This is a genomic window from Pseudomonas sp. MT3, from assembly GCF_054720805.1.
Genome location: NZ_JBTVPY010000018.1, coordinates 56,109 through 82,450 on the forward strand (window position 1 = coordinate 56,109; position 26,342 = coordinate 82,450).

General features: G+C 62.7%; 20 protein-coding genes. 6 read left to right on the forward strand and 14 right to left on the reverse strand.

The features are described from left to right. Positions 1-36 precede the first annotated feature (36 nt). On the forward strand, positions 37-840 hold the full coding sequence (locus tag ACYCAX_RS18640) for a redoxin family protein (protein WP_460248570.1): 804 nt from the start codon (positions 37-39) through the stop codon (positions 838-840). Positions 841-1,406: 566 nt separating this feature from the next. Further along, positions 1,407-3,383 carry a choline BCCT transporter BetT gene (gene betT / locus ACYCAX_RS18645; protein ID WP_460248571.1) on the forward strand — a complete coding sequence of 659 codons (1,977 nt, stop codon included), beginning with the start codon at positions 1,407-1,409 and terminating at the stop codon, positions 3,381-3,383. 596 nt (positions 3,384-3,979) lie between these two features. On the opposite strand, the gene ACYCAX_RS18650 is transcribed toward betT, so the two are convergent. From ACYCAX_RS18650 to ACYCAX_RS18670, 5 genes are all read right to left on the reverse strand, one after another. After that, positions 3,980-4,357, reverse strand: a complete 378-nt coding sequence (locus ACYCAX_RS18650; protein ID WP_460248572.1) for a hypothetical protein — start codon at positions 4,355-4,357, stop codon at positions 3,980-3,982. A gap of 3 nt (positions 4,358-4,360) precedes the next feature. Beyond that, a complete protein-coding gene (locus tag ACYCAX_RS18655; protein WP_460248573.1) occupies positions 4,361-5,281 on the reverse strand; it encodes an RHS repeat domain-containing protein in 921 nt (306 codons plus the stop codon). Positions 5,282-5,296: 15 nt separating this feature from the next. Next, on the reverse strand, positions 5,297-8,947 hold the full coding sequence (locus tag ACYCAX_RS18660) for an RHS repeat protein (protein WP_460248574.1): 3,651 nt from the start codon (positions 8,945-8,947) through the stop codon (positions 5,297-5,299). Between the two features lie 213 nt (positions 8,948-9,160). Further along, positions 9,161-10,180 (reverse strand): HAD family hydrolase, encoded by a 1,020-nt coding sequence (locus tag ACYCAX_RS18665; protein ID WP_294973685.1) that lies wholly within the window; start codon positions 10,178-10,180, stop codon positions 9,161-9,163. Positions 10,181-10,374: 194 nt separating this feature from the next. Then, complete coding sequence (locus tag ACYCAX_RS18670; RefSeq protein WP_460248586.1) at positions 10,375-11,295, reverse strand: LysR substrate-binding domain-containing protein; 921 nt, start codon at positions 11,293-11,295, stop codon at positions 10,375-10,377. A gap of 148 nt (positions 11,296-11,443) precedes the next feature. Between ACYCAX_RS18670 and ACYCAX_RS18675 the strand changes: the two genes are divergently transcribed. Then, positions 11,444-12,829: a NorM family multidrug efflux MATE transporter gene (locus ACYCAX_RS18675; RefSeq protein ID WP_460248575.1), complete on the forward strand. Its 1,386-nt coding sequence runs from the start codon at positions 11,444-11,446 to the stop codon at positions 12,827-12,829. Positions 12,830-12,986: 157 nt separating this feature from the next. On the opposite strand, the gene ACYCAX_RS18680 is transcribed toward ACYCAX_RS18675, so the two are convergent. Then, positions 12,987-14,666, reverse strand: coding sequence for a putative bifunctional diguanylate cyclase/phosphodiesterase (locus ACYCAX_RS18680; RefSeq protein WP_460248576.1), 1,680 nt, complete (start codon positions 14,664-14,666; stop codon positions 12,987-12,989). A gap of 289 nt (positions 14,667-14,955) precedes the next feature. Here ACYCAX_RS18680 and rep point away from each other — a divergent pair, with 289 nt between their 5' ends. Beyond that, entirely contained in the window at positions 14,956-16,965 is a 2,010-nt protein-coding gene (gene rep, locus ACYCAX_RS18685) for a DNA helicase Rep (protein ID WP_460248577.1), read from the forward strand. 241 nt (positions 16,966-17,206) lie between these two features. Beyond that, a complete protein-coding gene (locus ACYCAX_RS18690; protein ID WP_294973626.1) occupies positions 17,207-17,782 on the forward strand; it encodes a xanthine phosphoribosyltransferase in 576 nt (191 codons plus the stop codon). Between the two features lie 245 nt (positions 17,783-18,027). On the opposite strand, the gene ACYCAX_RS18695 is transcribed toward ACYCAX_RS18690, so the two are convergent. The 8 genes from ACYCAX_RS18695 to ACYCAX_RS18730 all read right to left on the reverse strand — a co-directional run bounded on the left by ACYCAX_RS18695 (position 18,028) and on the right by ACYCAX_RS18730 (position 25,616). Next, positions 18,028-18,456 (reverse strand): c-type cytochrome, encoded by a 429-nt coding sequence (locus tag ACYCAX_RS18695; protein ID WP_015479531.1) that lies wholly within the window; start codon positions 18,454-18,456, stop codon positions 18,028-18,030. 176 nt (positions 18,457-18,632) lie between these two features. Beyond that, positions 18,633-19,181, reverse strand: coding sequence for a cupin domain-containing protein (locus ACYCAX_RS18700; RefSeq protein ID WP_015479532.1), 549 nt, complete (start codon positions 19,179-19,181; stop codon positions 18,633-18,635). A gap of 164 nt (positions 19,182-19,345) precedes the next feature. Further along, positions 19,346-20,425: an alanine racemase gene (alr, locus tag ACYCAX_RS18705; protein WP_294973623.1), complete on the reverse strand. Its 1,080-nt coding sequence runs from the start codon at positions 20,423-20,425 to the stop codon at positions 19,346-19,348. 79 nt (positions 20,426-20,504) lie between these two features. After that, positions 20,505-20,858 (reverse strand): RidA family protein, encoded by a 354-nt coding sequence (locus tag ACYCAX_RS18710; protein WP_294973621.1) that lies wholly within the window; start codon positions 20,856-20,858, stop codon positions 20,505-20,507. Continuing rightward, positions 20,833-22,128, reverse strand: coding sequence for a D-amino acid dehydrogenase (gene dadA / locus ACYCAX_RS18715; RefSeq protein ID WP_015479535.1), 1,296 nt, complete (start codon positions 22,126-22,128; stop codon positions 20,833-20,835). The genes ACYCAX_RS18710 and dadA overlap by 26 nt, the downstream gene beginning before the upstream one ends. Positions 22,129-22,489: 361 nt before the next feature. After that, a complete protein-coding gene (locus tag ACYCAX_RS18720; protein WP_015479536.1) occupies positions 22,490-22,834 on the reverse strand; it encodes a YdbL family probable chaperone protein in 345 nt (114 codons plus the stop codon). A 14-nt stretch (positions 22,835-22,848) separates the two neighbouring features. Beyond that, positions 22,849-23,040 carry a YnbE family lipoprotein gene (locus tag ACYCAX_RS18725; RefSeq protein ID WP_015479537.1) on the reverse strand — a complete coding sequence of 64 codons (192 nt, stop codon included), beginning with the start codon at positions 23,038-23,040 and terminating at the stop codon, positions 22,849-22,851. Positions 23,041-23,057: 17 nt separating this feature from the next. Next, the gene (locus tag ACYCAX_RS18730) at positions 23,058-25,616 is read right to left on the reverse strand and encodes an intermembrane phospholipid transport YdbH family protein (RefSeq protein ID WP_294973617.1); all 2,559 of its coding nucleotides are present in this window, start codon (positions 25,614-25,616) and stop codon (positions 23,058-23,060) included. Positions 25,617-25,776: 160 nt separating this feature from the next. Between ACYCAX_RS18730 and dadR the strand changes: the two genes are divergently transcribed. Further along, complete coding sequence (dadR, locus tag ACYCAX_RS18735) at positions 25,777-26,265, forward strand: transcriptional regulator DadR (protein WP_015479539.1); 489 nt, start codon at positions 25,777-25,779, stop codon at positions 26,263-26,265. The last annotated feature ends 77 nt before the right edge of the window (positions 26,266-26,342 follow it).

The following is a 26,342-nucleotide window of genomic DNA, read 5'->3' on the forward strand; positions in this document are numbered from 1 at the left end:
GCGCCGTCGTGCGCTCCCGACCCAAGGCGATTCGCGTTGACCAGTCTCACCCTCGGCTCCCTGGCCATTCCCCTGCCCCACGTCCTGCTCTACCTCGGCTTCTTCGCCGCGCTCTTTGCCGGCTGGCTGGCCGGGCGCAAACGTGGCGCCAACCCCGAAGGCGCGCTGTTCGCCATGTTCCTCGGCGGCCTGCTGGTGGCGCGGCTGGCCTTCGTCGCCCGCTATGCCGGACAGTACGGGGCCACGCCGCTGAGCATCGTGGATATCCGCGATGGCGGCTTTCTCGCCCTGCCGGGCATCCTGGCGGCGGTGCTGATCGGCGGGCTGCTGGCCTGGCGCAAGATCGCGCTGCGCCGGCCGCTGGCGGTCGCCGCGGTGGTGGGCGCCTGCGTCTGGGGTGGCGGCAATGCCGTGATTTCGGCGCTGGAACGCAGTCAGCAGATCCCGGAGCTGACGGTGCTGGACCTGGGCGGCCAACCGGTCGATCTGCGCGCGCTGGACGGTCGGCCAATGGTGGTCAATCTCTGGGCCAGTTGGTGCCCACCGTGTCGGCGCGAGATGCCGGTGCTGGAAGCCGCGCAGCAACACCGCAGCGACGTGCGCTTCCTGCTGGTCAACCAGGGGGAATCCGCCGAAGCCGTACGAGGCTTCCTGCGCGACCAGGGCCTGAGCGACGCGGCGATACTGCTCGACAGCGGCAACCGCCTGGGCCAGGCCACCGGTTCCTACGGCATGCCCACCACACTGTTCTACGACGCCCAGGGGCGCCTGAAGCACAGCCAGATGGGCGAACTCTCCGCCGCCAGCCTGGAATACGGCCTGGGCCGGCTCAAGGATTGATCCAGCCATACCCGCAGGGCGGATAACGTTCGACGTTATCCGCCCGACCTTCCCTACCCACCCCACACCTGTAGGAGCGAGCTTGCTCGCGAGCCCTGGTATTCCGCCGAGCCACCCGGCGTGCGCAGGTAGTCTTTCGCGAGCAAGCTCGCTCCTACAGGCAAAGCTACAGAGCGCTGTACAGCGGATAACGCTGCCAACCAGGATCGGGCGCTTCCACGGGTCGATGCGGGAGAAGCTCGCGGGCTGCTTGCCGGCCATCCCACTCACCGGTCTTGCGATCCGTCGCCGATGCTCTCGGGCTTCACGTTGTAGCCGTGCTTCGGATCGCCGGCAGCGCCGTTCCGGCCAGGAATTGCCGTCCCTCTCGCCGTGGTCTTGAGTAAAGGCAGCCACTGCTGGCACGCAGCCTGAACACAACCTCGAAAATATTCGAGATCGACTAATGAATACCAAAAAACTATCGAATCAATAATCTCAAATCAAAAAAGCTATCGATCTATGCTAGAATGCTGCGTCTTCCGCCCTCAGGGTGGCAATCCGATAACAAGGAGAGCTAGCTCAAGATGGAGACACCTTCCCGCCCCCGGAGCACCTTGAACCCTCCGGTTTTCTATACCTCCGCCATACTCATCCTCGCCCTCGTCGCCTTCGCGACGCTGCTGCCGGAGCAGGCCCAGTCACTCTTTGGCCTGGTGCAGAAATGGATCATCAGCAACGCCAGCTGGTTCTATGTCCTCACCGTGGCCCTGGTGCTGATCAGCGTGGTCTTCCTCGCCGTCAGCCGTTACGGCGACATCAAGCTCGGCCCTGACCACAGCCACCCCGATTACCGCAACACCACCTGGTTCGCCATGCTGTTTTCCGCCGGCATGGGCATCGGCCTGATGTTCTTCGGCGTCGCCGAACCGGTGATGCACTTCATCGCGCCCCCCGTCGGCGAGCCGCACACCGTGGAAGCGGCGCGCGAAGCGATGAAGCTGACCTTCTTCCACTGGGGCCTGCACGCCTGGGCGATCTATGCCATCGTCGCGCTGATCCTGGCGTTCTTCAGCTTCCGCCACGGTTTACCGCTGACCCTGCGCTCGGCGCTCTACCCGCTGATCGGCGAACGTATCTACGGCCCCATCGGCCATGCGGTGGATATCTTCGCGATCATCGGTACCGTATTCGGCGTGGCGACCTCGCTGGGCTACGGCGTGCTGCAGATCAACAGCGGCCTGCACTTCCTGTTCGGCTGGCCGGTGAACCAGACGGTGCAGGTGATCCTGATCGCCGTGACCTGCGGCCTGGCCACCCTCTCGGTCGCCAGCGGCCTCGACCGGGGTATCCGCATCCTCTCCGAGCTGAACCTGGGGCTGGCGGTCGTCCTGCTGCTCTTCGTGCTGGTCTTCGGCCCCACCGTGTTTCTGCTGCAGACCTACGTGCAGAACACCGGCGCCTACCTCTCGGATATCGTCAACAAGACCTTCAACCTGTACGCCTACCAGCCTACCGACTGGATCGGCGGCTGGACCCTGCTCTACTGGGGCTGGTGGCTGTCCTGGTCGCCCTTCGTCGGGCTGTTCATCGCGCGCATCTCGCGCGGCCGGACCATCCGCGAGTTCGTCTGCGGCGTGCTCTTCGTCCCGGCCGGCTTCACCCTGCTGTGGATGACCGTGTTCGGCGACAGCGCCATCCACATGATCCTGCAGGACGGCTTCACCCGACTGGCGGACGTGGTGAACCAGGACAGCTCGGTGGCGCTCTTCGCCTTCCTCGAACACTTCCCGCTGGGCAGCGTGATCTCGCTGGTCGCGGTGGCGATGGTGGTGGTGTTCTTCGTCACCTCGGCCGACTCCGGCGCACTGGTGGTGGACATGCTCGCCTCCTCCGGCCACGACCATTCGCCGCTGTGGCAGCGCGTCTTCTGGTCGGTGCTGATGGGCGTGGTGGCCATCGCGCTGTTGCTGACCGACGGCCTGAAAGCGCTGCAGACAGCGACCATCGCCAGCGCGCTGCCCTTCGCGATCATCCTGCTCGCCTCGATCTGGGGGCTGTTCAAGGCCCTGCGCCTGGACGCCACCAAGCGCGGCATCCGCTACCAGGCGCTGAGCTTCTCTCCCGCCCGCCACCGCAGCAGCGGCGAAGGCTGGCAGCGCCGCCTGCGCAACATCGCCATGTTCCCGCGGCGCAGCCACGTCAACCGCTTCATCGAAGAAGTGGCGCGCCCGGCCTGCGAGGATGTCGCGGCCGAACTGCGCAAGCAGGGCTACGACGTCGGCGTGACGACCGGCGACGACAGCCGGGTGCGACTGGAGGTCGGGCATGGCACCGAGGTCGACTTCATCTACGAGGTCCGTCCGCGCGCCTTCACCACCCCCAGCTTCGTCATGCGCGACACCGAGGACACCAGCGAATCCCGCAAGTACTTCCGCGCCGAGGTGCACCTCAAGGAAGGCGGCCAGGACTACGACGTCATGGGCTGGAGCCGCGACGGGGTGATCAGCGACATCCTCGACCAGTACGAACGGCACCTGCACTTCCTGCACGTGGTGCGCTGAATGAAAGAGGCCGGCAAATGCCGGCCTCTTCAACTTCAGGGTAACGGGATCGGCGTACTTCAGGCATTCACCCACAAGAACCCCAAATCATCAATTACGCTCCCCATCCAGTCGACAACCCACTCTTTATTACCAACCCCATCTACCACCATACAATTCATTTACTGGAAGTCTTCAGGTTTGAGCGGTCAGCGGCTGGCCCAGCGCAATTACTCGGCCCTGTATGTACTATATGGACCATTTGCCCCGTAATAATATCCATCCAAACCTTTAACTCCAAAAACAAGATAAACTCCCGCCACCTCACAGCATAGTGCCGCATCATTCTCCGACACACTACGAGCAGGAATAATCAACATAAAGCCTGCAAGGACTCGCAGAAGATACTTATTCACTCTCAAGCTCCGGAAAATGACGGAGATCGAAGCGGAGCGATCTGCAATTGCTGCCTCATCTTGCTTTCATTCAATACTCCGTCTCCCGTGCCGCCTCCAAGACAAAAAGCTTAACAAATGAGAACTTCACCCGGCTCGATCTAACCAGCAATTAAACCCCTTGACGCCTGACTGGAAGAGCTCTTTAATCCTTCCCACCCTCTAATCATTCTCTATAGGATAAACACCATACGGTCCATTTATTGGATAATAATCTCCAATTTTATTTCTAGCTAGAAACAACAAATAAACCTTTCCTTTTACACAACAAGCCGGAAGTTCTCCAAGCATGTTACTATTGAACGCAAAATTAATAAGCCTTCTCTCATCCCCCTTCAAGGTACTCATAACTCTTATTATTGCTCGATCATAAGGATAATCTGATTTTTCTATACCAACCACCCGACCAATTACTACCAAATCAGAGCCATGAACAATCTCTTCGAAAGATTGCCTTGTGATATTATTTGCACCAACATCCATCGAAAAGATCAAAATCAGAAGAACAGCAAAAGACCTTATACTCACTATACTCTTCATAGCTCACTCCACGTGATTAGGATTGGCTAAACGAGGAGCAAGACCTTTTATCTGTTTGAGAGCTTTATTTTCATTGGAAATTGCATTACCCGTGTCTGCGCCAACCATATGTGGAATTGCATGCCCAACGAGTTCATGCATCAAAGCCTCAGACGGATCATAGCCCGTCCATCCGCCCCCCTCCAAAGCAGCAGCAGAATTATCCTCACTCGCACTAACAGTCACAAACATTGTAGAGCTATCCCCACTCAACCCGCTAGTGACTGCACCGCCTTGCATGGATATATCCTCATCCTTTAAAGTTCCTCCATCAAAATATCTTTCGCCAACCCTTATATAGATCACACCTTCATTATTAATAGCCTTCTTAATTCGATCAGAATAATAACCAGATCCACTATTGTTTTTTCCACCAATATACTGCAATTGATTATTCCCATTAAAGCCGAATCTCACGGACGCATAATTATTAATCCAAGACGCAATTCTTCCATTATCTTTTGCATCAACTGACACAATCTGTCGCCCATCAGGATCAATATACGCATAAGGATTTCCGACTGCATATATATATCGATTTAAAGTCTTTGGCTTTCTCGCATCAACTCCGAATGGATCCACCGACAAAAACCGTCCAATTACCGGATCGTAATACCGCGCGCCCATATAAACCAATTCGTTGGACTGGCTCTGCAGGTGCCCGGTAAACCCTATCGAGCCATACCCCCGGTAAGCCGGCGTGTCCTGCCGTTCACCATAGGGACGGAAATGTTCTCGCCAGAGAACCTTGCCACTCTCATCGGTTGCCGCTACGGGCGAGCCGAGGAGATCGTTGTGGTAGTAGGTCACGAAGACTTCGGCGGAGTGAGCCGCGCCGCAGATCGACAGCAGACACAAGCCAAGCAATTTCATCCACTGATGCATGGTTGTTCTCCCTATTCAAAAAACGGTCCCAGAGCGTCCAGCAACTGGATATCGGCGCTCCTGGCAGTTGGAAACGCCATTGCCATTGCTATCAACGAACTCACACTGCATTCGCGAGGCGACTCGCTCGCCAGCCAGGTAGATGTGCTCGACGAACCCGCCATCGGCGGGGAAGTCCTCGCGCAGCAGGCGACCGTCCTGGCCATACAGAGCCAATTCCTGGATACCAGTGGCGAAGGTAGTGACGCTGCGGTAACCGCGAGGGTCGTAGATGTAGCTCTCGGTGGGAGACGGGCAGTCCCATTTCGGATCGATGCAGAACTGCATCATCTGGTTGGCACTGTTATAGGTGTAGCGCGAGCGCCCCTGGGTGGTGTTGCCACGGTTGTTGTAGGTCAGCGCGAAATTGAGCGTACCGCCTATGGATGCCAGGCGCCCCTGGCTGTCATAGCCGTAGTTCAACTGCCGCCCGCCGATATTCTGGGCGGTCAAGTCATTGCGGTTGTTATAGGCGAAAATAGCGTTACCCCAGATGCCACTGGAGCCGGTCAAACGATCGAGCCCGTCATAGCTCATTACCTGGTTGTAGCGGCCATCCACTTCGTCCACCTGCTGCGTCAGGTTTCCAGCGCCGTCATGGAGGTAGCGCTGCGCCATGGGGACGGGAAGCTGCGTGAGGCCACCGACTCGCCGATCGGTTGGATGCAGTCGCTGTGGATCCTGCCCGACCGTCAATGTCCGCCCACTGGCAAAGGTCAGGGACTTCAGTGCACCGTTTGGGTAGTACGCTACGGTGCTGGCAAAACTACCGGCCTGGGTGGGTCGACCATAGATGTCGGGGTTGTAGAACACCTGCAGCCCGCTGGGATAGGTGATGGTGTGCAACTGGTCCAGGGAGTTGTAGCCATAACCGATGCTGAAACTGCGGCGGGGAGTGGATAGCGTCAGGGTTTCCTGGATGATCTGGTCATGGGCGTTATAGGTGAAGTCCCACACGGTCCCCTGATAAGAGGTTTGCCTCAGCAACCGGCCGCCGAGATCGTACGAGAATGCGAAGATCTGGCCTCCCGCGAGGTTTCTGGCGGTTAGGCGGTTCATCGCGTCATAGGCGAAGTAGTCCGCATCCGCGGCGCCCACCTTCTGGCTCGTGCGGTTGCCTACCGCATCGTAGCCATAGGTTGTGGTTTGCGTTTCCGGATTGAATTCACTCGCCAGGAAGCCTCGCGAGTCATAGGTATAGGTACGCTTCAGACCGCCTTGCTCAAGGGCAGTGACGCGCCCCAGATGGTCGCGGGTGATGATCGTGGTGACACTCGCCGGTTGCTCGATCCGAATGAGTCCACGCTCCACTGGGTCACCATAGGAAGCATAGGTTCGGCGGGTCTGATTGCCTCGTTCATCAACAGAGGTTTCTGAGTTGCTCCCGTAGGAAACCGAGACACTCGTCCCATCCGCATGCCGGGTGAGCTTGCGACGTCCCAGGCCGTCGTATTCGAAACGCTCACCATTGCTGCTGGCAGCGCCGTATCCAGGCAGGGAAAGGAAAACTTTCTGCCCATCCGCCTGGTAGGTCGCATTGCTCACGATGGGAGACGGACCACCCTGCTCCTTCTGGCTGATCAGATGCCCCAGGGAGTTGTACTGACGGACCCGGGTGTAACCCACTCGCGTCGCCGTCTCCGTGACGCCAGTGGAGGTAAAGTTGTAGCCGATGTCGTAACGAGTAACGCTGCTCTTGGGGAGCTGGATCATGGTGACGCGGTTCATCGCATCGTAGGCATAGCTGGTGACTCGCCCCAGGGGATCGGTCAGCGAAGCCAGGGTACCCGTTGCATTGACCGCACGCCCAATGATGCCGCCATCAGGCTGTACCGTCCGCTTCGCAATGCCCCTGTAGTAATCGGAATGCTGGGCGACTCGACCATTGGCGTCGGTCTCGCTGGCCAGATCGCCTTTGGGGGTATAGGTATATCGAGTGGCGACACCATACCGGGAGGTATGAGATAGACGACCGGAGTTCGTATAGCTGTTGCTGATCGAGCCCGGAATACCGGATACGGTCTTGTTTGCCACCTTGCCGAGCATCCATAGCCCGCCCGGCCGAGTGTAGGTATAGCTGGTAGTGCGACTACCCTGGCCCTGCTCCGAGACCGTCAACGGCTGTCCGTAACGGTCGTAGGTGTAACCCGTGATATAGGTGCTGCCATCCTGAGTAATCACACGTTGCTTGAGGATTGGCGCCCGCGTGCTGTTCTCGACCAGCAGGTTGTAGCGCCGCATTTCCTTCTGCCCGGAGATATCCTGGCGATCCCAGGTGTAAGTCTCTGTTCGCAGGGCAGCGCCACATCCTCGCGCTGCAACACTCTTGCGAACCAGATTACCCACCTTCCAGAGCCCTTGGTCCACCCCGGATGCACCATTGGCTATGGTATTGGTACCAACGTGTTCGTAAGTGATGCATTGCAGTGGTCCGCGTTCTACTGTCTGATCATTTCCGGGTGAATAACCCTTGGTGTACGTGTACTCCCATACCAGGTTGCCAGGCTGTACACCGGTTACACCCGACAGTGTCCGGCGCTTGATGACGTTGAGCTTTTCCGCCACATCCACACCCAACTGCAGGACGTCATAGTCATAGCTCGTCTTCAATCCGGCGGGACTGGTCATGGCAGTCATGGAAAAACGCCCCGGGACAGTTCCCACAATCGAGTTCGAGTTGTTGTAACTGTAGGTCCAGCGCGTACCATCCGGGTATTTGACAGCCGACAAGTAGTGTGGCTTTGCCCCCTGGCCCCAGTTCGCATCGACATAATCGAAATCTATGTAGCGACCATTGGCGGAAATCCTGCTCAGGGTCGCGCGCGTCCCACTTTCATCGGAATACGAAAAGCTGACCGTACGGCCATCCGAAGCGCTGATTCGTTTGAGTAGATGATGCGGCGCCAGTTGGTTTGAGGAGGTGATGTTGTAGCTGAAGTCCAGGGCATTGCCATCCGCATCCTCGATACGGGTGACGAAGTAGCTGCGCAGTTGCTGATCGGGAGAGACCGTTCCTTTCAGGTTGAAGATATATTTTCGCCCGTCAGGTGAAAACACCAACAGACCGCCATCGCCCTTGTTCTGACTAGTCGGCAAACAGCGACCGATCCAGCGCGACTTGGTAATGAACGCATAATCGTTACCGTCACCGTTGGCCAGTACTTGCCGCGAGCCATCCGGCAATTCGAGAATCGGATTAAGACTGGAGGAGATTTCAGATATCTGACAGCCGTGGTTGGTATCTGCCTGGTTGAGATAGTTGTATTTCTGCGAAACCCAGATCCGGCCGAAATGCAAATCCCATCCGGTACCAAAAGGTGTACGAGCCGCATACCCGTTGCTGTATGGACCAACGCTATTCGTCACACTCTGGTAGTTACGCAGTATCTCGATATCCATGCCGCCGTTGCCGGGAATCACCAGATCCCGAACCTGGATCTTGAGTGCGCCGCTGAACGGGTCGACACTGTCTACCTGGCCATCGCTGGCATAGTTTCGGTCTGCATTGAAACCTGGGTCCTGGTATGACCCCACTGCCGCACTATTGAACTCTTCAGCTGCAGCCAGGTATTGGGAGCCGGCAAGGCACACCATCCATGTGACAGCGATTGCACGTTTACTGACCATAGGTTTCTCCTTGATTCCGCACGCCCGGTCAGCTCTCGCAGCCAGGCATATCAAGGTCAAACCTATATAAAAGTTCCCAGGAACATGGATGGGAACGCCTCAGCCAATTTCCCACTTTTGCAGTGGAATTAGTCGTCCGTCAGACTATGTCCCCAATTACGTCTGTCAGTAGGCGCGCATGGAATGCGCGCCTGCTTGAGCCATATCGCAGAATTACTGGATCTGCTCGGGCGTCACGATCACCCAGTTCTTGTCGGCGGTGACCGGCAGGCCAAGTTTGGCCTGGGCAGCCGCGTTCTGCTTGATCATCCCGTTGAGCTGGTCCATGTACTTGGGCTTGCGGTTGATCCACAGATGGATGCCGTTGTCGGCGGTGCCGTTGAACAGCATGTAGCCGTCGCTGCTGGGGGTATCGCCGCCGACCAGGATCGGGCGCTTCCACGGGTCGATGTAGGTGAGGATCGCGGCCTGCTTGCCGGCCATCCAGGTCGCCGGGGTCCACAGGTAGGGGGTGACCTCCAGGTCCAGATTGGCTTCGGGATCGTACTTTCCGGCGCTGATCTGCTTGCGTGCGGTGGTCAGCTCGCCGGTCTTGCGGTTCTTCAGCAGGGTGGTGACGCCGATGACGTTCTCCGGCTTCACGTTGTAGCCGTACTTCGGATCGGAGGCGACCATGCGCACCAGTTCTTCATGGGCGGCGGTCATCACGTAGACCTCGATACCGTTCTCCATCAGCTTGTTGTACAGCTCGGCCTGCCCGGTGAAGACTTTCGGCGGGTTGATCTCGATGGCCTTCACCGCGTCCCCCTCGTAGTAGGTGCTGGGGACCGGCTTGCCGTAGGCCATCAGCTCATCGACGTAGCCCTTGAGCTCCTTGAGGGTGAAGCCGGAGAACACCTGGGCGACCCAGGGGTAGCAGACCAGGTCGTCGATCTCGCACAGGCGGTAGTAGTAGCTGTTGAGACTTTCCTTGTGGCCGTTGACGTCCTTGAACGGGATCAGCTTGAGCGACGGGTCGAGCTTCTCGCGGGTCAGCACGCCCTTCATTTCCAGGAACGGCAGCAGCGACTCTTCCAGATCGTACCGGTAGCTGGTGTTGTCCATGTCGAAGACCGCGAAGGCGCCCTGGTTGGCGTTGGCGGCGATCAGGGCGTCGAGCTGCTTGGCGGCGGCTTCCGGCCAGTGCTTGAGCTCGGTGGCGGCGAAGGCGGTGCTGGCGAGGCCGCCGAGCATCAGGCCGGCGATCAGGGAGCGGAAGGGCTTCATGGGGTTCCCCCGGTGGTGGTCTGGAAGGTTGGGGAAGTCCGCCTCGCGGCCCTTCCCTGGACTAGTCCACCTCTGACCCTAGCAAAGCCCTGTTTCAACTCGACGACCGAAGCCGACACGGAACGTCGTGTCCGCGCCAGGACATGTCTGTTCGCGGCGCCCTAGTCGAGCAGCTCGACCGCCGGCAACTGCATGGCCTGGACCTCGGCCTGGAGGAAGTCGCGCAGCCGACGCAGGCGCTCCTGATGCCGGCGCGCCCGTGGCCAGACCAGGTAATAGCTCTCGCCGCTGGCCACCGCGCTGGGCCAGGGCAGCGCCAGGCGGCCCTGGTTGGCATCCTCGGCGACCATCACCAGGTCGCCGATGGACACGCCGTAGCCGCGAGTCGCGGCGACGATGCCCAGTTCCAGGGTGTCGAAGACCTGGCCGCCCTTGAGCGAAACCTGCTCGCTCAGCCCCATGCGCTGCAACCAGCGACGCCAATCGCGGCGGTCCGGCGTCGGATGCAGCAGCTCGGCGCCGGCCAGGCGTTCGGCGTCCCAGGGGCCGTCCGCCAGCAAGGCGGGCGAGCCCACCGGAATCAGGTACTCGGGGAACAACAGCGTGGCCTCCCAATCCGGCGGGAAATGCCCGGCGCTGAGCAGCACGGCGCAGTCGAAGGGCTCGTGAACGAAATCCACCCGGTCCACGTCCATCCAGGCGCTGGTCAACTGCACTTCGACATCGCTGTTGCGCATGCGGAAGTTGCTCAACCGCGCCAGCAGCCAGCGCATGGTCAGAGTCGAGGGCGCCTTCAGACGCAGAACACCTTCCTCCGCGCGCAGGCTGGAACAGGCGCGCTCCAACGCATCGAAGCCGTCGCGCAGGCCGGGCAGCAGCAGGTGCGCCGGCTCGGTCAGCTCCAGTTGCCGGCCGCGCCGCTGGAACAGGCGGCAGGCGAAGTGCTCTTCCAGGGTCTTGATGTGCCGGCTCACCGCGCTCTGGGTGATCGCCAGTTCCTCGGCGGCGCGGGTGAAGGAGGCATGCCGGGCGGCGGCCTCGAAGGCGCGCAGGGCATAGAGGGGCGGCAACTGACGGTTCATCGCGGACTCCAGGGACAACCAGACATGAGTATGACTCATGAATGGCATCGTTTTTTTCCTTTTGTGCCCACCCGTACAGACACCGGAAAATGAGGAACTTTCCATTCGGACGGCCCCACTGCGGGCTACTGCTGACTGAGCCTGACTCATGAAACGCCTGTACCGTGACGAACTCGCCGCCATCCTCCGCCTGGCCGGCCCGCTGATCGCCGCTCAGCTGGCCTACGTGGCCATGGTGTTCACCGACACGGTGATGATGGGCAAGCTCGGCCGCGAGGCCCTGGCCAGCGGCGGCCTGGGCGCGTCCAGCTATGCGCTGGTCTCCACCTTCTGCGTCGGCGTGGTGGCCGCCACCGGCAACCTGGTCGCCATTCGTCACGGGGCGCGGGACACATCTGGAGTAGTCCAGGCCACCCAGGCCGGCCTGTGGATCGGCCTCGCGCTGTCGCTGCTGGCGGGGCTGCTGCTGTGGAACCTGGGGCCGATCCTGCTGACGTTCGGCCAGGCGCCGGAAACCGTCACCGGTACCCTGAGCTTCCTGCGCAGCATCGTCTTCGCCCTGCCCGGCTACATGGTCTTCATGGTGCTGCGCGGCTTCACCAGCGCCATCGAGCGTACCGGCCCGGTCATGGCGATCAGCGTGATCGGCGCGCTGGCCAACTTCGCCCTCAACTACGCCTTCATCGAAGGCCTGTTCGGCCTGCCGCGCCTGGGGCTGGCGGGGATCGGCCTGGTCACCGCCGTGGTGATGAACGCCCTGCCGGTGATCCTCGCGCTGTACCTGCGCTGGCACCCGGCCTACAGCGCCTATCCGCTGCTGCGCGGGCTGTCGCGGCCGGACTTCAAAGTGATCGGCGAGTCCCTGCGCCTGGGCCTGTCCATCGGCGGTACCTACGCGGTGGAGTCGGGGATGTTCACCGTCGCCACGCTGTGCATGGGCGCCATCGGCAGCACCGCGCTGGCCGCGCACCAGATCGCCATCCAGTCGGTGTACGTGGCCTTCATGGTGCCGGTGGGGATTTCCTACGCGGTGACCTTCCGCATCGGCCAGCACTACGGCGCCGGTCGACTGGTCGAGGCGCGCCGGGCCGGACGGCTGGGAATCAGCTTCGGCGCCAGTTGCATGTTCGCCTTCGCCGCACTGTTCTGGCTGGCGCCGGAAGTGGTCATCGGCCTGTTCCTCGACCATGACGACCCAGCCAACCAGGAGGTGGTGAAACTGGCCGTCAGCCTGCTGGCCATCGCCGCCTGGTTCGAGCTGTTCGACGGCACCCAGAGCATCGCTATGGGCGCGATTCGCGGCCTGAAGGATGCGCGCACCACCTTCCTGGTCGGGCTGGCCGGCTACTGGCTGGTGGGTGTGCCGATGGCGCTGCTGCTCGCCTTCCCGCTTGGCTGGGGACCTGGCGGCGTGTGGTGGGGACTGGCATCGGGGCTGGCGTGCGCGGCGATCGGCCTGTGCCTGGCGTTCGAAGCCAAGACCGCCCGGCTGCTGCGGCCGCAGGCGGCGGGCAACGCCCTCGGCACCTGCTAGTGACCTGTACGGTTAATTCGGCAATTGAAGTTCGAGTGCCAGGGTTTGCCAGACAAGGCGCCGCGACGAGTCGTAGCAGGGCTACGGTGAGGAGCGGCAACGCAGTATGGCGAAGCCTGGCGCCGAAATTGATTAGTCGAATTAGCCACACAGGCCACTAGCTACTGATCGGATCCTGCAGGCGCAAGGCGCGATTGGCGCCGAACACCAGGAAACGCGTCAACTCCGCCAGGGGCAGCGGGCGGCTGATCCAGTAGCCCTGGGCCTGGTCGCAACCGAACTGGTTCAGTTGGTTCTGCTGCTCGATGGTCTCGACCCCCTCGGCCACCACCTCGAGGTTCAGGTTGTGCGCCAGGTTGATCATCGCCCGCACCAGTTGCAAGTTCTCGGGGCGCTCGTGCATGCCGCCGACGAAGCTCTTGTCGATCTTCAGCAGAGTGATCGGCAGGCTGTTGAGGTGCACGAAGGACGAGAAACCGGTGCCAAAGTCATCCAGCGAGAAGCGCACACCCAGCCGGCCGAGAACCTGCATGGTCTGCAGCACCTGGTCGCTGCGGCGCATCACGGCGGTTTCGGTGAGCTCGAACTCCAGCCACCGGGCGTCGACGCCGCGCTCGCGGATCAGGCGCTCCAAGGTCGGCAGCAACTGGCTGTCCTGGAACTGGCGGAACGACAGGTTGATCGCCATGTGCAGCGGCGGCAGGCCGCGCCCGCGCAGCCACTGCATGTCGCGCAGGGCGCGGGAGATCACCCAGTAGCCGAGCGGCACGATCAGCCCGCTCTCCTCCGCCAGCGGTACGAAGTCCCCCGGCGTAAGCAGGCCACGGTCGGGGTGGCGCCAGCGCACCAGCGCCTCCAGGCCGACGATGCGGCCATCGTGCAGGTCCAGGCGCGGCTGGTAGTGCAGCTCCAGCTCGTCGCGCCGCAGGGCTCGGCGCAGTTCGCTCTCCAGGTCCGCAAGGCTGCGCGCGCCGCGGTTGATGCGGTCATCGAACACATGGAAGGTACAGCCCTGGCGAGACTTGGCCTGCTGCATGGCGATGTGCGCGTGCCACATCAACGGGTCGGCGCTGTCGCCGGCGCGGGCGTTGGCCATGCCCAGGCTGCAACCCAGCAGCAGGCTTTCGCCCTCGACCCAGTAGGGCTCGCCCAGGACCTCGATGATGTGTTCGGCGATCTTCTCCACCCGTTCCGGGTCACGGCGGGTATCCAGCAGCAGGGCGAACTCGTCGCTGCCCAGGCGGGCAATCTGGTCACCGTTGTCCAACTGCGCCTTGAGACGGCCGACCACCTGCAGGATCAGCCGGTCGCCGGCCTGGTGGCCGAGGGCATCGTTGACGTGGCGGAAGTTGTCCAGGTCCAGATGCCCCAGCGCCAGGCCACGGCCGCCGCACTCGCTGAGGCGGGCGGCGAGCAGGGTCTGGAAGCCCTGGCGGTTGGCGATGCCGGTCAGTGGGTCCTGTTCGGCCAGGCTCTGCAGGGTGTGTTGCAGCGAGGTGCGCTCGCGCACGTAGCGCAGGCAACGGCGCAGTACTTCGGCATTGAGACTTTCGGCAGCCAGCCAGTCGGCGACGCCCACCGGATCCTCCGAGGGCTCGCGTTCGAGCAGCAGGACCATCGGCAGGTGACACTGGTGTGGACACGGCAGCTTGCCAGGCGTGGCCAGGACCAGGCCGACCTGTTCCTCATCGAACAGGCTGCTGGCGGCCTCCCAGGAGGGCGCGGTGATCAGCGAATAGCCCTGTCCCAACGCGGCCAGGTGCCCGCGAAGTAGCTGGGCCCACTGCGGCGTTTCCGCCAACAGGAGCAGGCGCGCTGGTTCGACCGACGCTACCAAGCGACCCCCATGTCCATGCGATGGGAAGAAACATGGCGCCGTCCCTGTGCCTGCCCTCCCGGTTTTGAAGCCTCCGTCGTATCCGGCTCCCCCGATACGGACGCGGCTTCCGAGAAACTCTTAAGAGTTTTCTTCAACTATTGCCTTCACAAGCCTAATACAAGTACGGATTTATCCAAAACCAGGAAGCACGATCCCGTCACAGATCGCCGCTATTCCGAGCGGCACCCCGGCGCCCGGCATGGCCTGCTAGAATACGCGCCCGCTCCACTACAGACCCCCGCCTTTCATGTCCCGACTCAATCCCCGGCAGCAAGAGGCCGTGAACTACGTCGGCGGCCCGCTCCTGGTGCTGGCCGGCGCCGGCTCCGGCAAGACCAGCGTGATCACCCGCAAGATCGCCTACCTGGTGCAGCAGTGCGGCATCCGCGCCCAGTACATCGTCGCGGTGACCTTCACCAACAAGGCCGCCCGCGAGATGAAGGAGCGCGTCAGCACCCTGTTGCGTCCCGGCGAGGGCAAGGGCCTGACCGTCTCGACCTTCCACAACCTGGGCCTGAACATCATCCGCAAGGAACACGCGGCCCTGGGCTACAAGCCCGGCTTCTCGATCTTCGACGAGAGCGATGTGAAGGCGCTGATGACCGACATCATGCAGAAGGAGTATTCCGGCGATGACGGTCTGGACGAGATCAAGGGCCTGATCGGCAGTTGGAAAAACGACCTGATCCTTCCGGAAGAAGCCCTGGAAAAGGCACGCAATCCCAAGGAACAGACCGCTGCAATGGTCTACCTGCACTACCAGCGCACGCTCAAGGCGTACAACGCGGTGGACTTCGACGATCTCATCCTGCAGCCGGTGAAGCTGTTCCAGGAGCACCCGGAGATCCTCGACAAGTGGCGCAACCGCGTGCGCTACATGCTGGTGGACGAATACCAGGACACCAACGCCAGCCAGTACCTGCTGGTGAAGATGCTGGTGCAGCAGCGCGCGCACTTCACCGTGGTGGGCGACGACGACCAGTCGATCTACGCCTGGCGCGGCGCGCGCCCGGAAAACCTGATGCAGTTGAAGGAAGACTTCCCGTCGCTGAAGGTGGTGATGCTGGAGCAGAACTACCGCTCCACCAGCCGCATCCTCAAATGCGCCAACATCCTCATCGCCAACAATCCCCACGTGTTCGAGAAGCAACTGTGGAGCGAGATGGGCGAAGGCGACCCGATCCGGGTGATCCGCTGCCGCAACGAGGAGTCCGAGGCCGAGCGGGTGGCGATGGAGATCCTCACCATCCACCTGAAGACGCAGCGACCCTATAGCGAATTCGCCATCCTCTACCGGGGCAACTACCAGGCGAAACTGATCGAACTGAAACTTCAGCACCACCAGATTCCCTATCACCTGTCAGGCGGCACCAGCTTCTTCGGACGCCAGGAAGTGAAGGACCTGATGTCCTATTTCCGCCTGCTGGTGAACCCGGACGATGACAACGCCTTCCTCCGGGTGATCAACGTGCCGCGTCGGGAAATCGGCTCCGCCACCCTGGAAAAGCTCGGCAACTACGCCACCGAGCGCGGTTCCTCGATGTTCAACGCCATCGAGGAAATGGGCCTGGCCGAGCATCTGGATGCCCGCTACGTCGAGCGCCTGCAGCGCTTCAAGCGCTTCATCGACAAGGTCCGCGAGCAGTGCGCCGGCAATGATCCGATCGGCGCGCTGCGCAGCATGGTGATGGACATCGACTACGAGAACTGGCTGCGGCAGAACGCCTCCAGCGACAAGGTCGCCGATTTCCGCATGGGCAACGTGTGGTTCCTCATCGACGCGCTGAAGAACACCCTGGAGCGCGACGAAGAAGGCGACATGACCATCGAACAGGCCATCGCCAAGCTGGTATTGCGCGACATGCTGGAGCGCCAGCAGGAAGAGGAAGAAGGCGCCGACGGCGTGCAGATGATGACCCTGCACGCGTCCAAGGGTCTGGAATTCCCCTACGTGTTCATTCTCGGCGTGGAAGAGGAAATCCTCCCGCACCGCTCCAGCATCGAAGCCGACACCATCGAGGAAGAGCGGCGCCTGGCCTACGTGGGCATTACCCGGGCGAAAAAGAACCTGGCCATGACCTTCGCCGCCAAGCGCAAGCAGTACGGCGAGATCATCGACTGCTCGCCCAGCCGCTTCCTCGACGAGCTGCCGCCCGAGGACCTGGTCTGGGAAGGCCAGGAAGACGCGCCGCCGGAGGTCAAGGTGGCCAAGGGCAACTCCGCGCTGGCGGATATCCGGGCGATGCTCAAGCGCTGATCTAATTACCTGTAGGAGCGAGCTTGCTCGCGAACAGGATTTTCCGGCAGCTCCGACGCCGACCGGGTTCGCGGGCAAGCGCGCCCTTACAGAAAGGCAGCGCACCGGGATCACGCGCGGCCGCCCATCGAAAAACTGTCCATTAGATCAGCAATTGCACTGGTCGGAACGTCGCGCAGAACCCCGCCGGCATTGTAGAATTACGCGCTTCATCAGCGACAGCCGCTCCGGAAGCACCCCCGTGAACACTCTCAAAGACAAAATTCGCAGCGAAGGCATCGTTCTTTCCGAACAGGTCCTCAAGGTAGACGCCTTCCTCAACCACCAGATCGACCCGGCGCTGATGAAGCAGATCGGCCACGAGTTCGCCGAACGCTTCAAGAACCAGGGCATCACCAAGATCGTCACCATCGAGGCCTCGGGTATCGCCCCGGCGGTCATGGCCGGCCTCGAACTGGGCATCCCAGTGATCTTCGCCCGCAAGTTCCAGTCGCTGACGCTGAAGAACGATCTGCTGATCTCCAAGGTCTTCTCCTTCACCAAGCAGACCGAAAGCACCATCGCCATCTCCGCCAAGCACCTGACCAGCGCCGACCACGTGCTGGTGGTGGACGACTTCCTCGCCAACGGCCACGCCGCCAAGGCGCTGATCGATCTGATCCAGCAGGCGGGCGCCAGTATCGCCGGCTTAGGGATAGTCATCGAGAAGTCCTTCCAGGAAGGCCGCGCCCTGCTGGAAAGCGAAGGCTACCGCGTAGAATCCCTGGCCCGGGTGAAGTCCCTGGTCAATGGTCAGGTCGAGTTCCTCGAAGACTGATCGCCCCACGCGTATAGAAGGCGGGTACCGCAAGGGCCCGCCTTTTTTCATGCCCGTGTCCCGGCGGATCTTGTCCGCGATCCGCCGGCAGACGGCCGTGCGGTTCGCGCGCAAGCTCGCTCGTTCCGTACTGACCGTCAGCCCCGCCAGCAGCAGGCGCTGGAGCGGTTTCGCCGCGCAGTGCTGCACAGATCGCAGGCATGAAAAAGCCGCCCGGAGGCGGCTCTTTCGGCACAGGCCGGCGCTTACAGGCCAGACATGTTATGAATCGCGGCTTTCAGCTCGTCATCCGAGCAGTCGGCACAGGTGCCTTTCGGCGGCATGGCGTTGAAGCCGGAGATGGCCTTGGCCAGCAGGCCATCGATACCACCCTGCTCCTTCGCACGCTTGTCCCATTCAGCCTTGTCGCCCACTTTCGGCGCGCCCAGCAAGCCGGTGCCGTGGCAGTTGGTGCAGACCTTGCCGACGATCTCTTCACCCGAACGCGGAGCACCGCCGCCACCGGCCGATGCGACGGCGCCAACGCCTTCGCATTCCTGACCCTGTACGCAGACTTTCCCCACTGGTTCGAGACGCTTGGCAATGGCGTCATCGTTGGTCGCGGCCTGAGCGCTTACAGCCCACAGGGCCAGCACGGCAGCTTGGGCTGCCAGCATTTTTTTAATCAGGTTCACCCTTTCACCCTCATCGTGGCTTATCACACCCAGGCGCGGTAGCAGTCATCACAGTCTCGGGCCGCGCGGGCGGGCGCAAGTATAACGGCAAAGCCGGCAAGCTCGAAACAATTGCACTACCTTGTCGGGCCTTGCGGCATTAGGTCGCAGCTGGTCTGGCCGGTCCTACCGGCTGTTCAAAAATTTGCCGGTGTGGTGGCGCTGATCAGCCGCGCCGGGGCATCGAATGGATTGCGGAAACGGTGGGGCTTGGTGCTATCGAAATAGTAGCTGTCGCCGCGTTCGAGCACGAAGATCTCATCGCCGACAGTCAGCTCCAGGCGGCCTTCGACCAGTACGCCAGTCTCTTCGCCTTCGTGGGCGTACATGTCGTCGCCAGTGTCGGAGCCCGGCGGATAAGTCTCGTCGAGGAGGGTGATGGCGCGACTGGGATAGTCCTTGCCGACCAGCTTCATGATGATCGAGCCGCTGGACAGGTCGCTGAGTTCGTCTGCCTTGTAGACCACCGGGGTATTGCTGTTCTGTTCCAGATCCAGGGAGAAGAACTCGACCAGGGACATCGGAATACCACCCAGCACTTTCTTCAGCGAGCTGATGGAGGGGCTGACGCTGTTCTTCTCGATCATCGAGATCGTGCTGTTGGTCACACCCGCCCGTTTGGCGAGTTCGCGCTGGGACAAACCTTTGAGCTTACGGATGGCTTGCAGACGAGCACCGACGTCCAAGGGTGGGGTCCTCCTTATTCTTGTGTTCAGGCAGGCTCTGAAAGGCAGAACCCGCAAACGGCTTGAGCCGAGCGGGTTCCAAGTGCCACGTATCATGGCAACACCGTTCAGTATTTACAACAGATCGACTGTCGATCCTGCGCAAACTTTACGGACGGTCCCCGTCACTCGCCGCTATAGACCCTCGGCACGCGCTTGAGGTTGCAGAACAGCTGGTAGGGAATACTGCCGCAGAGTGCAGCGAGCTGGCTGGCGGGAACGTTCGGCCCCCAGAGCTCGACGCGACTGCCCAGGCCGGCGGCCGGCAGGTCGGTCAGATCGACGGTGAGCATGTCCATCGACACCCGGCCGATGATGCGGCTGGGCTTGTCGTCGATGAACACCGGCGTGCCATCCGGCGCATGGCGCGGATAGCCGTCGGCGTACCCCATCGCCACCACGCCGACGCGTACCGGACGGTCGGCGACGAAGCGCGCGCCGTAGCCCACCGGCTCGCCGGCCGGCAGTTCGCGGAGGCTGATGATCTTGGATTCCAGGGTCATCACCGGGCGCAGCTGGTCGGCCAGCGGGTGCGCCTGTTCGAACGGGGTGGCGCCGTAGAGCATGATGCCGGGGCGCACCCAGTCGCTGGGCACTTCGGACCAGCCGAGGATGCCGGGGGAATTGCGCAGGCTGACTTCATGGCCCTGGCCCACGGCTTCGCGCACTGCCTGGAAGGCCGCGACCTGCTCCTGGGTACGCACGCAGCCCAGTTCGTCGGCGCGGGCGAAGTGGCTCATCAGTACCACCTTGGCCACATGGGGCAGCGCCTTCAGGCGCGCCAGGGCGGCAGCGTAGTCCTGCGGGAAGAAGCCGACGCGGTGCATGCCCGAGTCCATCTTCAGCCAGAGGGTCAGCGGCTTGTCCGGACGGGCGCGCTCGATGGCCTCCAGTTGCCAGGCCGAGTGCACCACGCACCACAGGTCATGCGCTTCGATCAGTTCCAGCTCGCTGGCTTCGAAGAAGCCTTCGAGCAGCAGGATCGGCGCGCGGATGCCGGCGTCGCGCAACTCCAGCGCTTCCTCGATGCAGGCTACGGCGAAACCGTCGGCCTCGGCTTCCAGAGCGCGGGCACAGACCACGGCACCGTGGCCGTAGGCATCGGCCTTGACCACCGCCAGCGCTCGCGCGCCGCTGACTTCACGGGCCAGACGGTAGTTGTGGCGCAGGGCGGCAAGATCGATCAGGGCACGGGCGGGACGCATGGCGAGGCTCTCTTGTGGGGTGGATCAAGAACAGAAGGCGAAAAAAACCCGGCACTGCGGCCGGGCCACGCAAAAACAATCAGGGCAGGGCGGCGATGACCGAGATCTCGACCCGGATCTCCGGGTAGCACAGCCGGGCCTCGACGGTGGCGCGGGCCGGGCCGGCACCCTGCGGCAGCCACTGGTCCCAGACGCTGTTCATCCCGGCGAAATCCACGGCGACGTTCTTCAGGTAGATGGTCGCCGAGAGGATCCGCGAGGTATCGGTGCCGGCCTCTTCGAGCAGACGCTCGATACTGGCCAGGACCTCGCGGGTCTGCTGCTCGACGTCACCGGAAAGATCGTCCGCCACCTGTCCGGCGAGGTACACCGTGCCGTTGTGGACAACGGCCTGGCTCATCCGCTGATTAGTGTGCAGGCGCTGGATGGCCATTCTGAGCCTCCGAGGCGGAACCGTAGCGGGAGATGTCCAGACCTTCGGTGCTGATCTGCGGACGCTTCTTCGCCATCAGGTCGGCGAGGTAGCGACCCGAGCCGCACGCCATCGTCCAGCCCAGGGTGCCGTGGCCGGTGTTGAGGAACAGGTTGCGGTAGCGGGTGGCGCCGACGATCGGGGTGCCATCCGGGGTCGCCGGGCGCAGGCCGGTCCAGAACTCCGCCCGGCTGACGTCGCCGCCTTCCGGGTAGAGGTCGGTGGTGATCATTTCCAGGGTGGCGCGGCGGCGCGGGTTCAGCGACAGGTCGAAGCCGGCGATTTCCGCCATACCGCCCACGCGGATGCGCTGGTCGAAGCGGGTGATCGCGACCTTGTAGGTCTCGTCAAGGATGGTCGAGGTCGGTGCCATGTCCGGGTTGGTGATCGGCACGGTCAACGAGTAGCCCTTGAGCGGGTAGACCGGGGCGTCGATGCCCAGCGGCTTGAGCATCTGCGGCGAGTAGCTGCCCAGCGCCAGCACGTAGCGGTCGGCGGTGACCAGTTCGCCATCGACCCAGACGCCGTTGATGCGGTCGCCGGCGAAGTCCAGGCGCTGGATGTCCTGGCCGAAGCGGAACTCCACACCCAGGGCCTTGGCCATCTCGGCCAGCTTGGTGGTGAACATCTGGCAGTCGCCGGTCTGGTCGTTGGGCAGGCGCAGGGCGCCGACCAGCTTGTCGGCCACCTTGGCCAGGGCCGGCTCGACGCGGGCGATGCCGGCGCGATCGAGCACTTCATAGGGAACGCCGGTGCTTTCCAGGACGGCGATGTCCTTGGCGGCGGAATCCAGCTGGGCCTGGGTGCGGAACAGCTGGGTGGTGCCCAGGGAGCGGCCTTCGTAGGTGATACCGGTCTCGGCGCGCAGTTCGTCGAGGCAGTCGCGGCTGTACTCGGACAGGCGCACCATGCGCTCCTTGTTCACCGCGTAGCTCTTGGCGTTGCAGTTGCGCAGCATCTGCCACATCCAGGCGTACTGGCTGGGGTCGCCGGTCAGCTTGATGGCCAGCGGGGCGTGGGTCTGCATCAGCCACTTCATGGCCTTGAGCGGAATGCCCGGGGCGGCCCAGGGCGAGGCATAGCCAGGGGACACCTGGCCGGCGTTGGCGAAGCTGGTTTCCAGGGCCGGGCCGGGCTGGCGGTCGACGACGACCACTTCGAAGCCGGCACGGGCGAGATAGTAAGCACTGGCGGTACCGATCACACCGCTGCCGAGCACCAGAACACGCATTCTTTGCCTCCCACGCCGCGTCAGAACGCGGACGTTTTTTATTCTGAACGTAGATGCGCGCAGTATAGGAAGACAGCGTCAGTGATATTCACTATTTAACAATTGGTATTTGTCGAAAAATCCTGGCAAAAGCCGCAATTGTGGAGGGACATCCACCAGGATAAAGCGCTTTTCACCTGAGACCGAATGGTCGAGGATCTGGCGAAATTTTCGCCAGATCAGGAAGAAATATCGAACGACGATCAATCTGCCGGAACTTCTCTCGCCAGAGCCCGACCAGGCACGACTTACCTGCCTCCGATGGCCCTCTCCCCGCCCTCCGCCACGGGCGACGGCGGGCAGGGAAATTCCCTTGGAAGGCCTACTTGCGCACCCACTGACCATTGACCTGCACGTACTGCCCCGAAGGCGTGCGCTCGATGGCCTTCTTCCCGGCCAGGGTTTCCACGTCCTTGAGGGTGGCGCCGCTCTGGCTGGCGACCTTCTGGTACTCGGCACGGCGCGCGGCGTTGATCTGCGCGGCGATGTCGGCGGCCTGGCCGCTGTTGCTGACGACGCCCAGGTAGCCGTCGGCCTGCTCGCCGACCAGTCCCTGGGACTTGGCGCCGCCGAGGGCGGACATGGCCTGCTCCAGGCTCATCGCCATGACCGGCAGGCTGAGGCAGAGGGCAACCAGCGCGGTACCCAGTTTGCGGTGCAATTTCATGAAAAGGCTCCTTCTCAGAACAGGCCGCTGTTCTCGTTGATGATGCCGTCGAGCGCCTTGTCGACCTTGATATAGATCTCGTGCTCGATCTTCACGTTGAGGTTGATGTTGATCGGCTCCTTCGGGGCGGCCAGTTGCACGGTGGGCGTGCAGCCCTGGGCGAGGCCGGCCAGGAGCAGGAATGGGAGTAAGGCGCGAAGGCGCATTGGGGTTCTCCTTGCGGTCATGGCGCGGCGGCCGGGTCGTTGCGCAGGCGCTCCTGCACGCGCTGGCGAATGGTGTCGCTGACCCGCTCGCTCAGTTGCAGGCTGGTGAGCAGCTTGGGCACGTTCTCCTCCAGGTTGACGTTGAGGTTGATCGGCCGGCCCTGCTCCAGCGCGGGGTTGTGCCCGCTCAGGCTCAGGGCGAGCAGCAGCTTGCCGGTGTCATCATAATCCACTGTGCTGGACAGCTTGTCGTAGCGGAAATCGTCGATGGCGGTCGCCAGCAATTGCATGGCCGGGTTGCTCCGTCCCAGGGAGCGGATCTTCTCCGAACGGAACTGCAGCACCCCCGGCTCGCGTGCGGCGACCTGGCCGCCGCGAATATTCAACTTCCCCTTCTCCAGACGCAGCGGCAGCGTGCCGTCGAGGATTCCCGTGCCGGTCAGTCCTTCCGCCGGATAGGCCTTGAGGATCGCCTCCAGCGACAGGCCTTCGAGCTTGAGCATCTGACCCTGGCCCGGTGCGGAAAGATCCACCGCGCCAGCCGGCAGCCAGGCGCGCCCGTCGAACAGCGCCAGCTCCGCCTGGCGCCAATCGATACGGCCAGCCAAGGGTGCCGCCAATGCGGCCTTGTAGTTGCCCTGCAGGATCAGCGGGCCGAGTGTCACACCGGGGTTGAGCGTGGCGATCTTCAGCTGCGGCAACTGCAGCTCCAGCTGCGTGCCTTTCAGGCCGAGCTTCGCCTGCAGGTCGAGCCCGTGAACTTCGCTGCGGTCATAGACGCCTTCCAGCCCCTGCCCGCGCAGTTGCAGATCGAGGTTCTGCGGCGCGCTGCCCGGTGGTAGACGCCAGTTCAGCGCGAGACTCGCCTTGCCGTTGTTCAGGCTGAGCAGCGGCGGCCAGTCAGCCAGGGACTTCTCCAGCGGGTTGCCGGTACGCAGGAAAAACTCCGGCAGCCGCGCGTCGAGACTCAGCCCCGTGTTCGCCGCGTTGCTCAGATCGACCGTGGCGTTCAGCCCGCCGCCGTTCTGCAACCGCCCCTTGAACTGCTGGACATCGAGGCTGACGGACAACTCACCCTTGGCACTCCAGGCCAGCGGCTTGACGCGGGGTTGGCGCAGTTCGCCCAGTGCCAGTTGCAGTGGCGCGGCCAGTTGCAGGCCCAGTGGGGCATCGGCGGGATAGGCCAGGTTGAAGGCGCCCTTGCCGAGGATGGCGCTGAGCTTGCTGATCCTGAGCGCTGCCGGCCCGCTCAGGGTACCGACCTGCACGTGCGGGCCGGCAGCGAAGGCCAGGGTCGCCGACTGCCTGTCCACCCGGCCGTCGAAGCGCATATCGAGACGGCTGTTGGCCGCGCGCAGGCCAGCCACGTCCAGGTGCGGAACCTTGCCCTCCAGTCGCGCCTCATTCAATTGCAGCGCCAGAGGGGTCGCTTCCAGCAGCGCCACCCGCGAGCGCAGGCGCAGGTCGGCGGCGCCGATGGCGCGCAGGTCGGCCCGCACGCTGCCGGCCTCGTCGTCCACGCCGGGCTCCAGGCGCAATGTCAGGCGCGCCGGGCGCAGGCCGACCGGCAGCGCCTGCAGCCAGTCGCCGTAGAGATCGGACAGGCGCAGGTCGCCGCCGATCACCGAGGGCCGCCAGCCCGTTTCACCGGCGCTGGCGACCAGCCGCAGGTCCCCCTGCAGGTTACCCAGGCCGGGCAGTGGCCAAGGCTGGGGGAGTTGCAGGGCAAGATCGACGCTGCCGCGGCCATCGCGCAGCCCCGGCCAGTCCGGCCAGGCGGCATCACCGGCCAGGGTGGCGTCCCAGCTCAGGCGCAGGCGGCCGGCTTCGGGAATCGGCAGCGGCAGGTTCGGCGTGGGCAGCCACATGCCGAACCAGTTGCGCACCGCCTGGACCGGTGGCACCGCGGGGCTGGCCAGGGTTCCGGCAAGCTGGCGGCTAGCCGGCGCCCAGCTCGATTGCAGGGACAGCAGTGGCTCGTTATCCAGATAGCTGTCCAGTTGCAGGCGCCATTGTCCCTCGCCGGGCTGCAGCAACCCGTTGAAGGCCATTTGCTGGCCGCCCTGGCGCAACTCGCCACCCAATGCGGCGGCGCCACCCGGCAGTTGCTCCCAGTGCGCGCTGCCGTTCAGCGAGCAGCGCTGCTCGCGGGCGCAGGGCAGTTCGACGCTCACCCGCTCCAGGGCCAGACGGCCGGGCAACAACGCCAGCCAGCGCCCCAGTTGCTCTGGCGCCGGCAGTGCGCCCGAGCTTTCCACCGCGTCCGGCCACTGCCGCACGTCCAGAGTCTGCGCCGACACTTCCGCCAACCGCCAACGACCATCCGCATACTGCGGCCAGCCCACCCGCAGTCGTTCGAGGCGAACCGCGAGCCGGCCGCCCTCCGGGGTCTGGCGCTGCAGCGCGAGGTGCTCCAGCCGCAGTCCGGTGCGCGAAACACCCAGGCCCTGCCACTGCTCGATGCTCACGCCGGCGCCGGCCAGCAGCCGCGGGACCGCCAGCCACACGCCGCCCGCCGCCAGCGCCAGGATCAGCAACAGCAGCAACAGGGCAGTGCGCAGACGCGGTAACGACATGCCGGGCTCCAGGGGAAAAACGTCTGGCTCCGACCTTACAGTGGGAGCATGGGTCTACAGGCTGGCCAACGACCGCCGGAAGTTCAAGCGCAACCAGTGATATTCCCTGCACAACCGACTATATTGCCGACATTCCCCCAAAGCCGACGCCGGTCCCCCGATGAGAACCCAACACCAAAGCCGCCGCGAACTGGACAAGATCGACCGCAATATCCTGCGCATCCTGCAGGAAGAAGGCCGAATCTCCTTCACCGAACTGGGCGAACGGGTCGGCCTTTCCACCACGCCCTGTACCGAGCGTGTACGGCGGCTGGAGCGCGAAGGGATCATCATGGGCTACAACGCCCGCCTCAACCCGCAGTACCTCAAGGCCAGCCTGCTGGTATTCGTCGAGATCAGCCTGGACTACAAGTCCGGCGATACCTTCGAGGACTTCCGCCGTTCGGTGCTCAAGCTGCCCCACGTGCTGGAATGCCACCTCGTCTCGGGCCACTTCGACTACCTGGTGAAGGCGCGCATCTCGGAGATGGCCTCCTACCGCAAGCTGCTGGGCGACATCCTGCTCAAGCTGCCGCACGTGCGCGAATCCAAGAGCTACATCGTCATGGAAGAAGTAAAGGAAAGCCTGACTTTACCCATCCCGGATTGAGAGCGGATTGAATTCCGGCTGATCGCGGCAACCTGCCAGACTTTTACAACTTTCCAGCTCTTTTTACGGCTCCGGCT

Bases quoted from the DNA above. Each gene is read 5' to 3' on its own strand.
- ACYCAX_RS18675 (WP_460248575.1), top strand. From the start codon at position 11,444: ATGAAACGCCTGTACCGTGACGAACTCGCCGCCATCCTCCGCCTGGCC.
- ACYCAX_RS18725 (WP_015479537.1), bottom strand. From the start codon at position 23,040: ATGCGCCTTCGCGCCTTACTCCCATTCCTGCTCCTGGCCGGCCTCGCC.
- ACYCAX_RS18720 (WP_015479536.1), bottom strand. From the start codon at position 22,834: ATGAAATTGCACCGCAAACTGGGTACCGCGCTGGTTGCCCTCTGCCTC.
- ACYCAX_RS18665 (WP_294973685.1), bottom strand. From the start codon at position 10,180: ATGCTCGGCGGCCTCGCCAGCACCGCCTTCGCCGCCACCGAGCTCAAG.
- dadR (WP_015479539.1), top strand. From the start codon at position 25,777: ATGAGAACCCAACACCAAAGCCGCCGCGAACTGGACAAGATCGACCGC.
- ACYCAX_RS18660 (WP_460248574.1), bottom strand. From the start codon at position 8,947: ATGGTCAGTAAACGTGCAATCGCTGTCACATGGATGGTGTGCCTTGCC.
- ACYCAX_RS18670 (WP_460248586.1), bottom strand. From the start codon at position 11,295: ATGAACCGTCAGTTGCCGCCCCTCTATGCCCTGCGCGCCTTCGAGGCC.
- rep (WP_460248577.1), top strand. From the start codon at position 14,956: ATGTCCCGACTCAATCCCCGGCAGCAAGAGGCCGTGAACTACGTCGGC.
- ACYCAX_RS18655 (WP_460248573.1), bottom strand. From the start codon at position 5,281: ATGCATCAGTGGATGAAATTGCTTGGCTTGTGTCTGCTGTCGATCTGC.
- ACYCAX_RS18710 (WP_294973621.1), bottom strand. From the start codon at position 20,858: ATGGCCATCCAGCGCCTGCACACTAATCAGCGGATGAGCCAGGCCGTT.
- dadA (WP_015479535.1), bottom strand. From the start codon at position 22,128: ATGCGTGTTCTGGTGCTCGGCAGCGGTGTGATCGGTACCGCCAGTGCT.
- ACYCAX_RS18650 (WP_460248572.1), bottom strand. From the start codon at position 4,357: ATGAAGAGTATAGTGAGTATAAGGTCTTTTGCTGTTCTTCTGATTTTG.
- betT (WP_460248571.1), top strand. From the start codon at position 1,407: ATGGAGACACCTTCCCGCCCCCGGAGCACCTTGAACCCTCCGGTTTTC.
- ACYCAX_RS18730 (WP_294973617.1), bottom strand. From the start codon at position 25,616: ATGTCGTTACCGCGTCTGCGCACTGCCCTGTTGCTGCTGTTGCTGATC.
- alr (WP_294973623.1), bottom strand. From the start codon at position 20,425: ATGCGTCCCGCCCGTGCCCTGATCGATCTTGCCGCCCTGCGCCACAAC.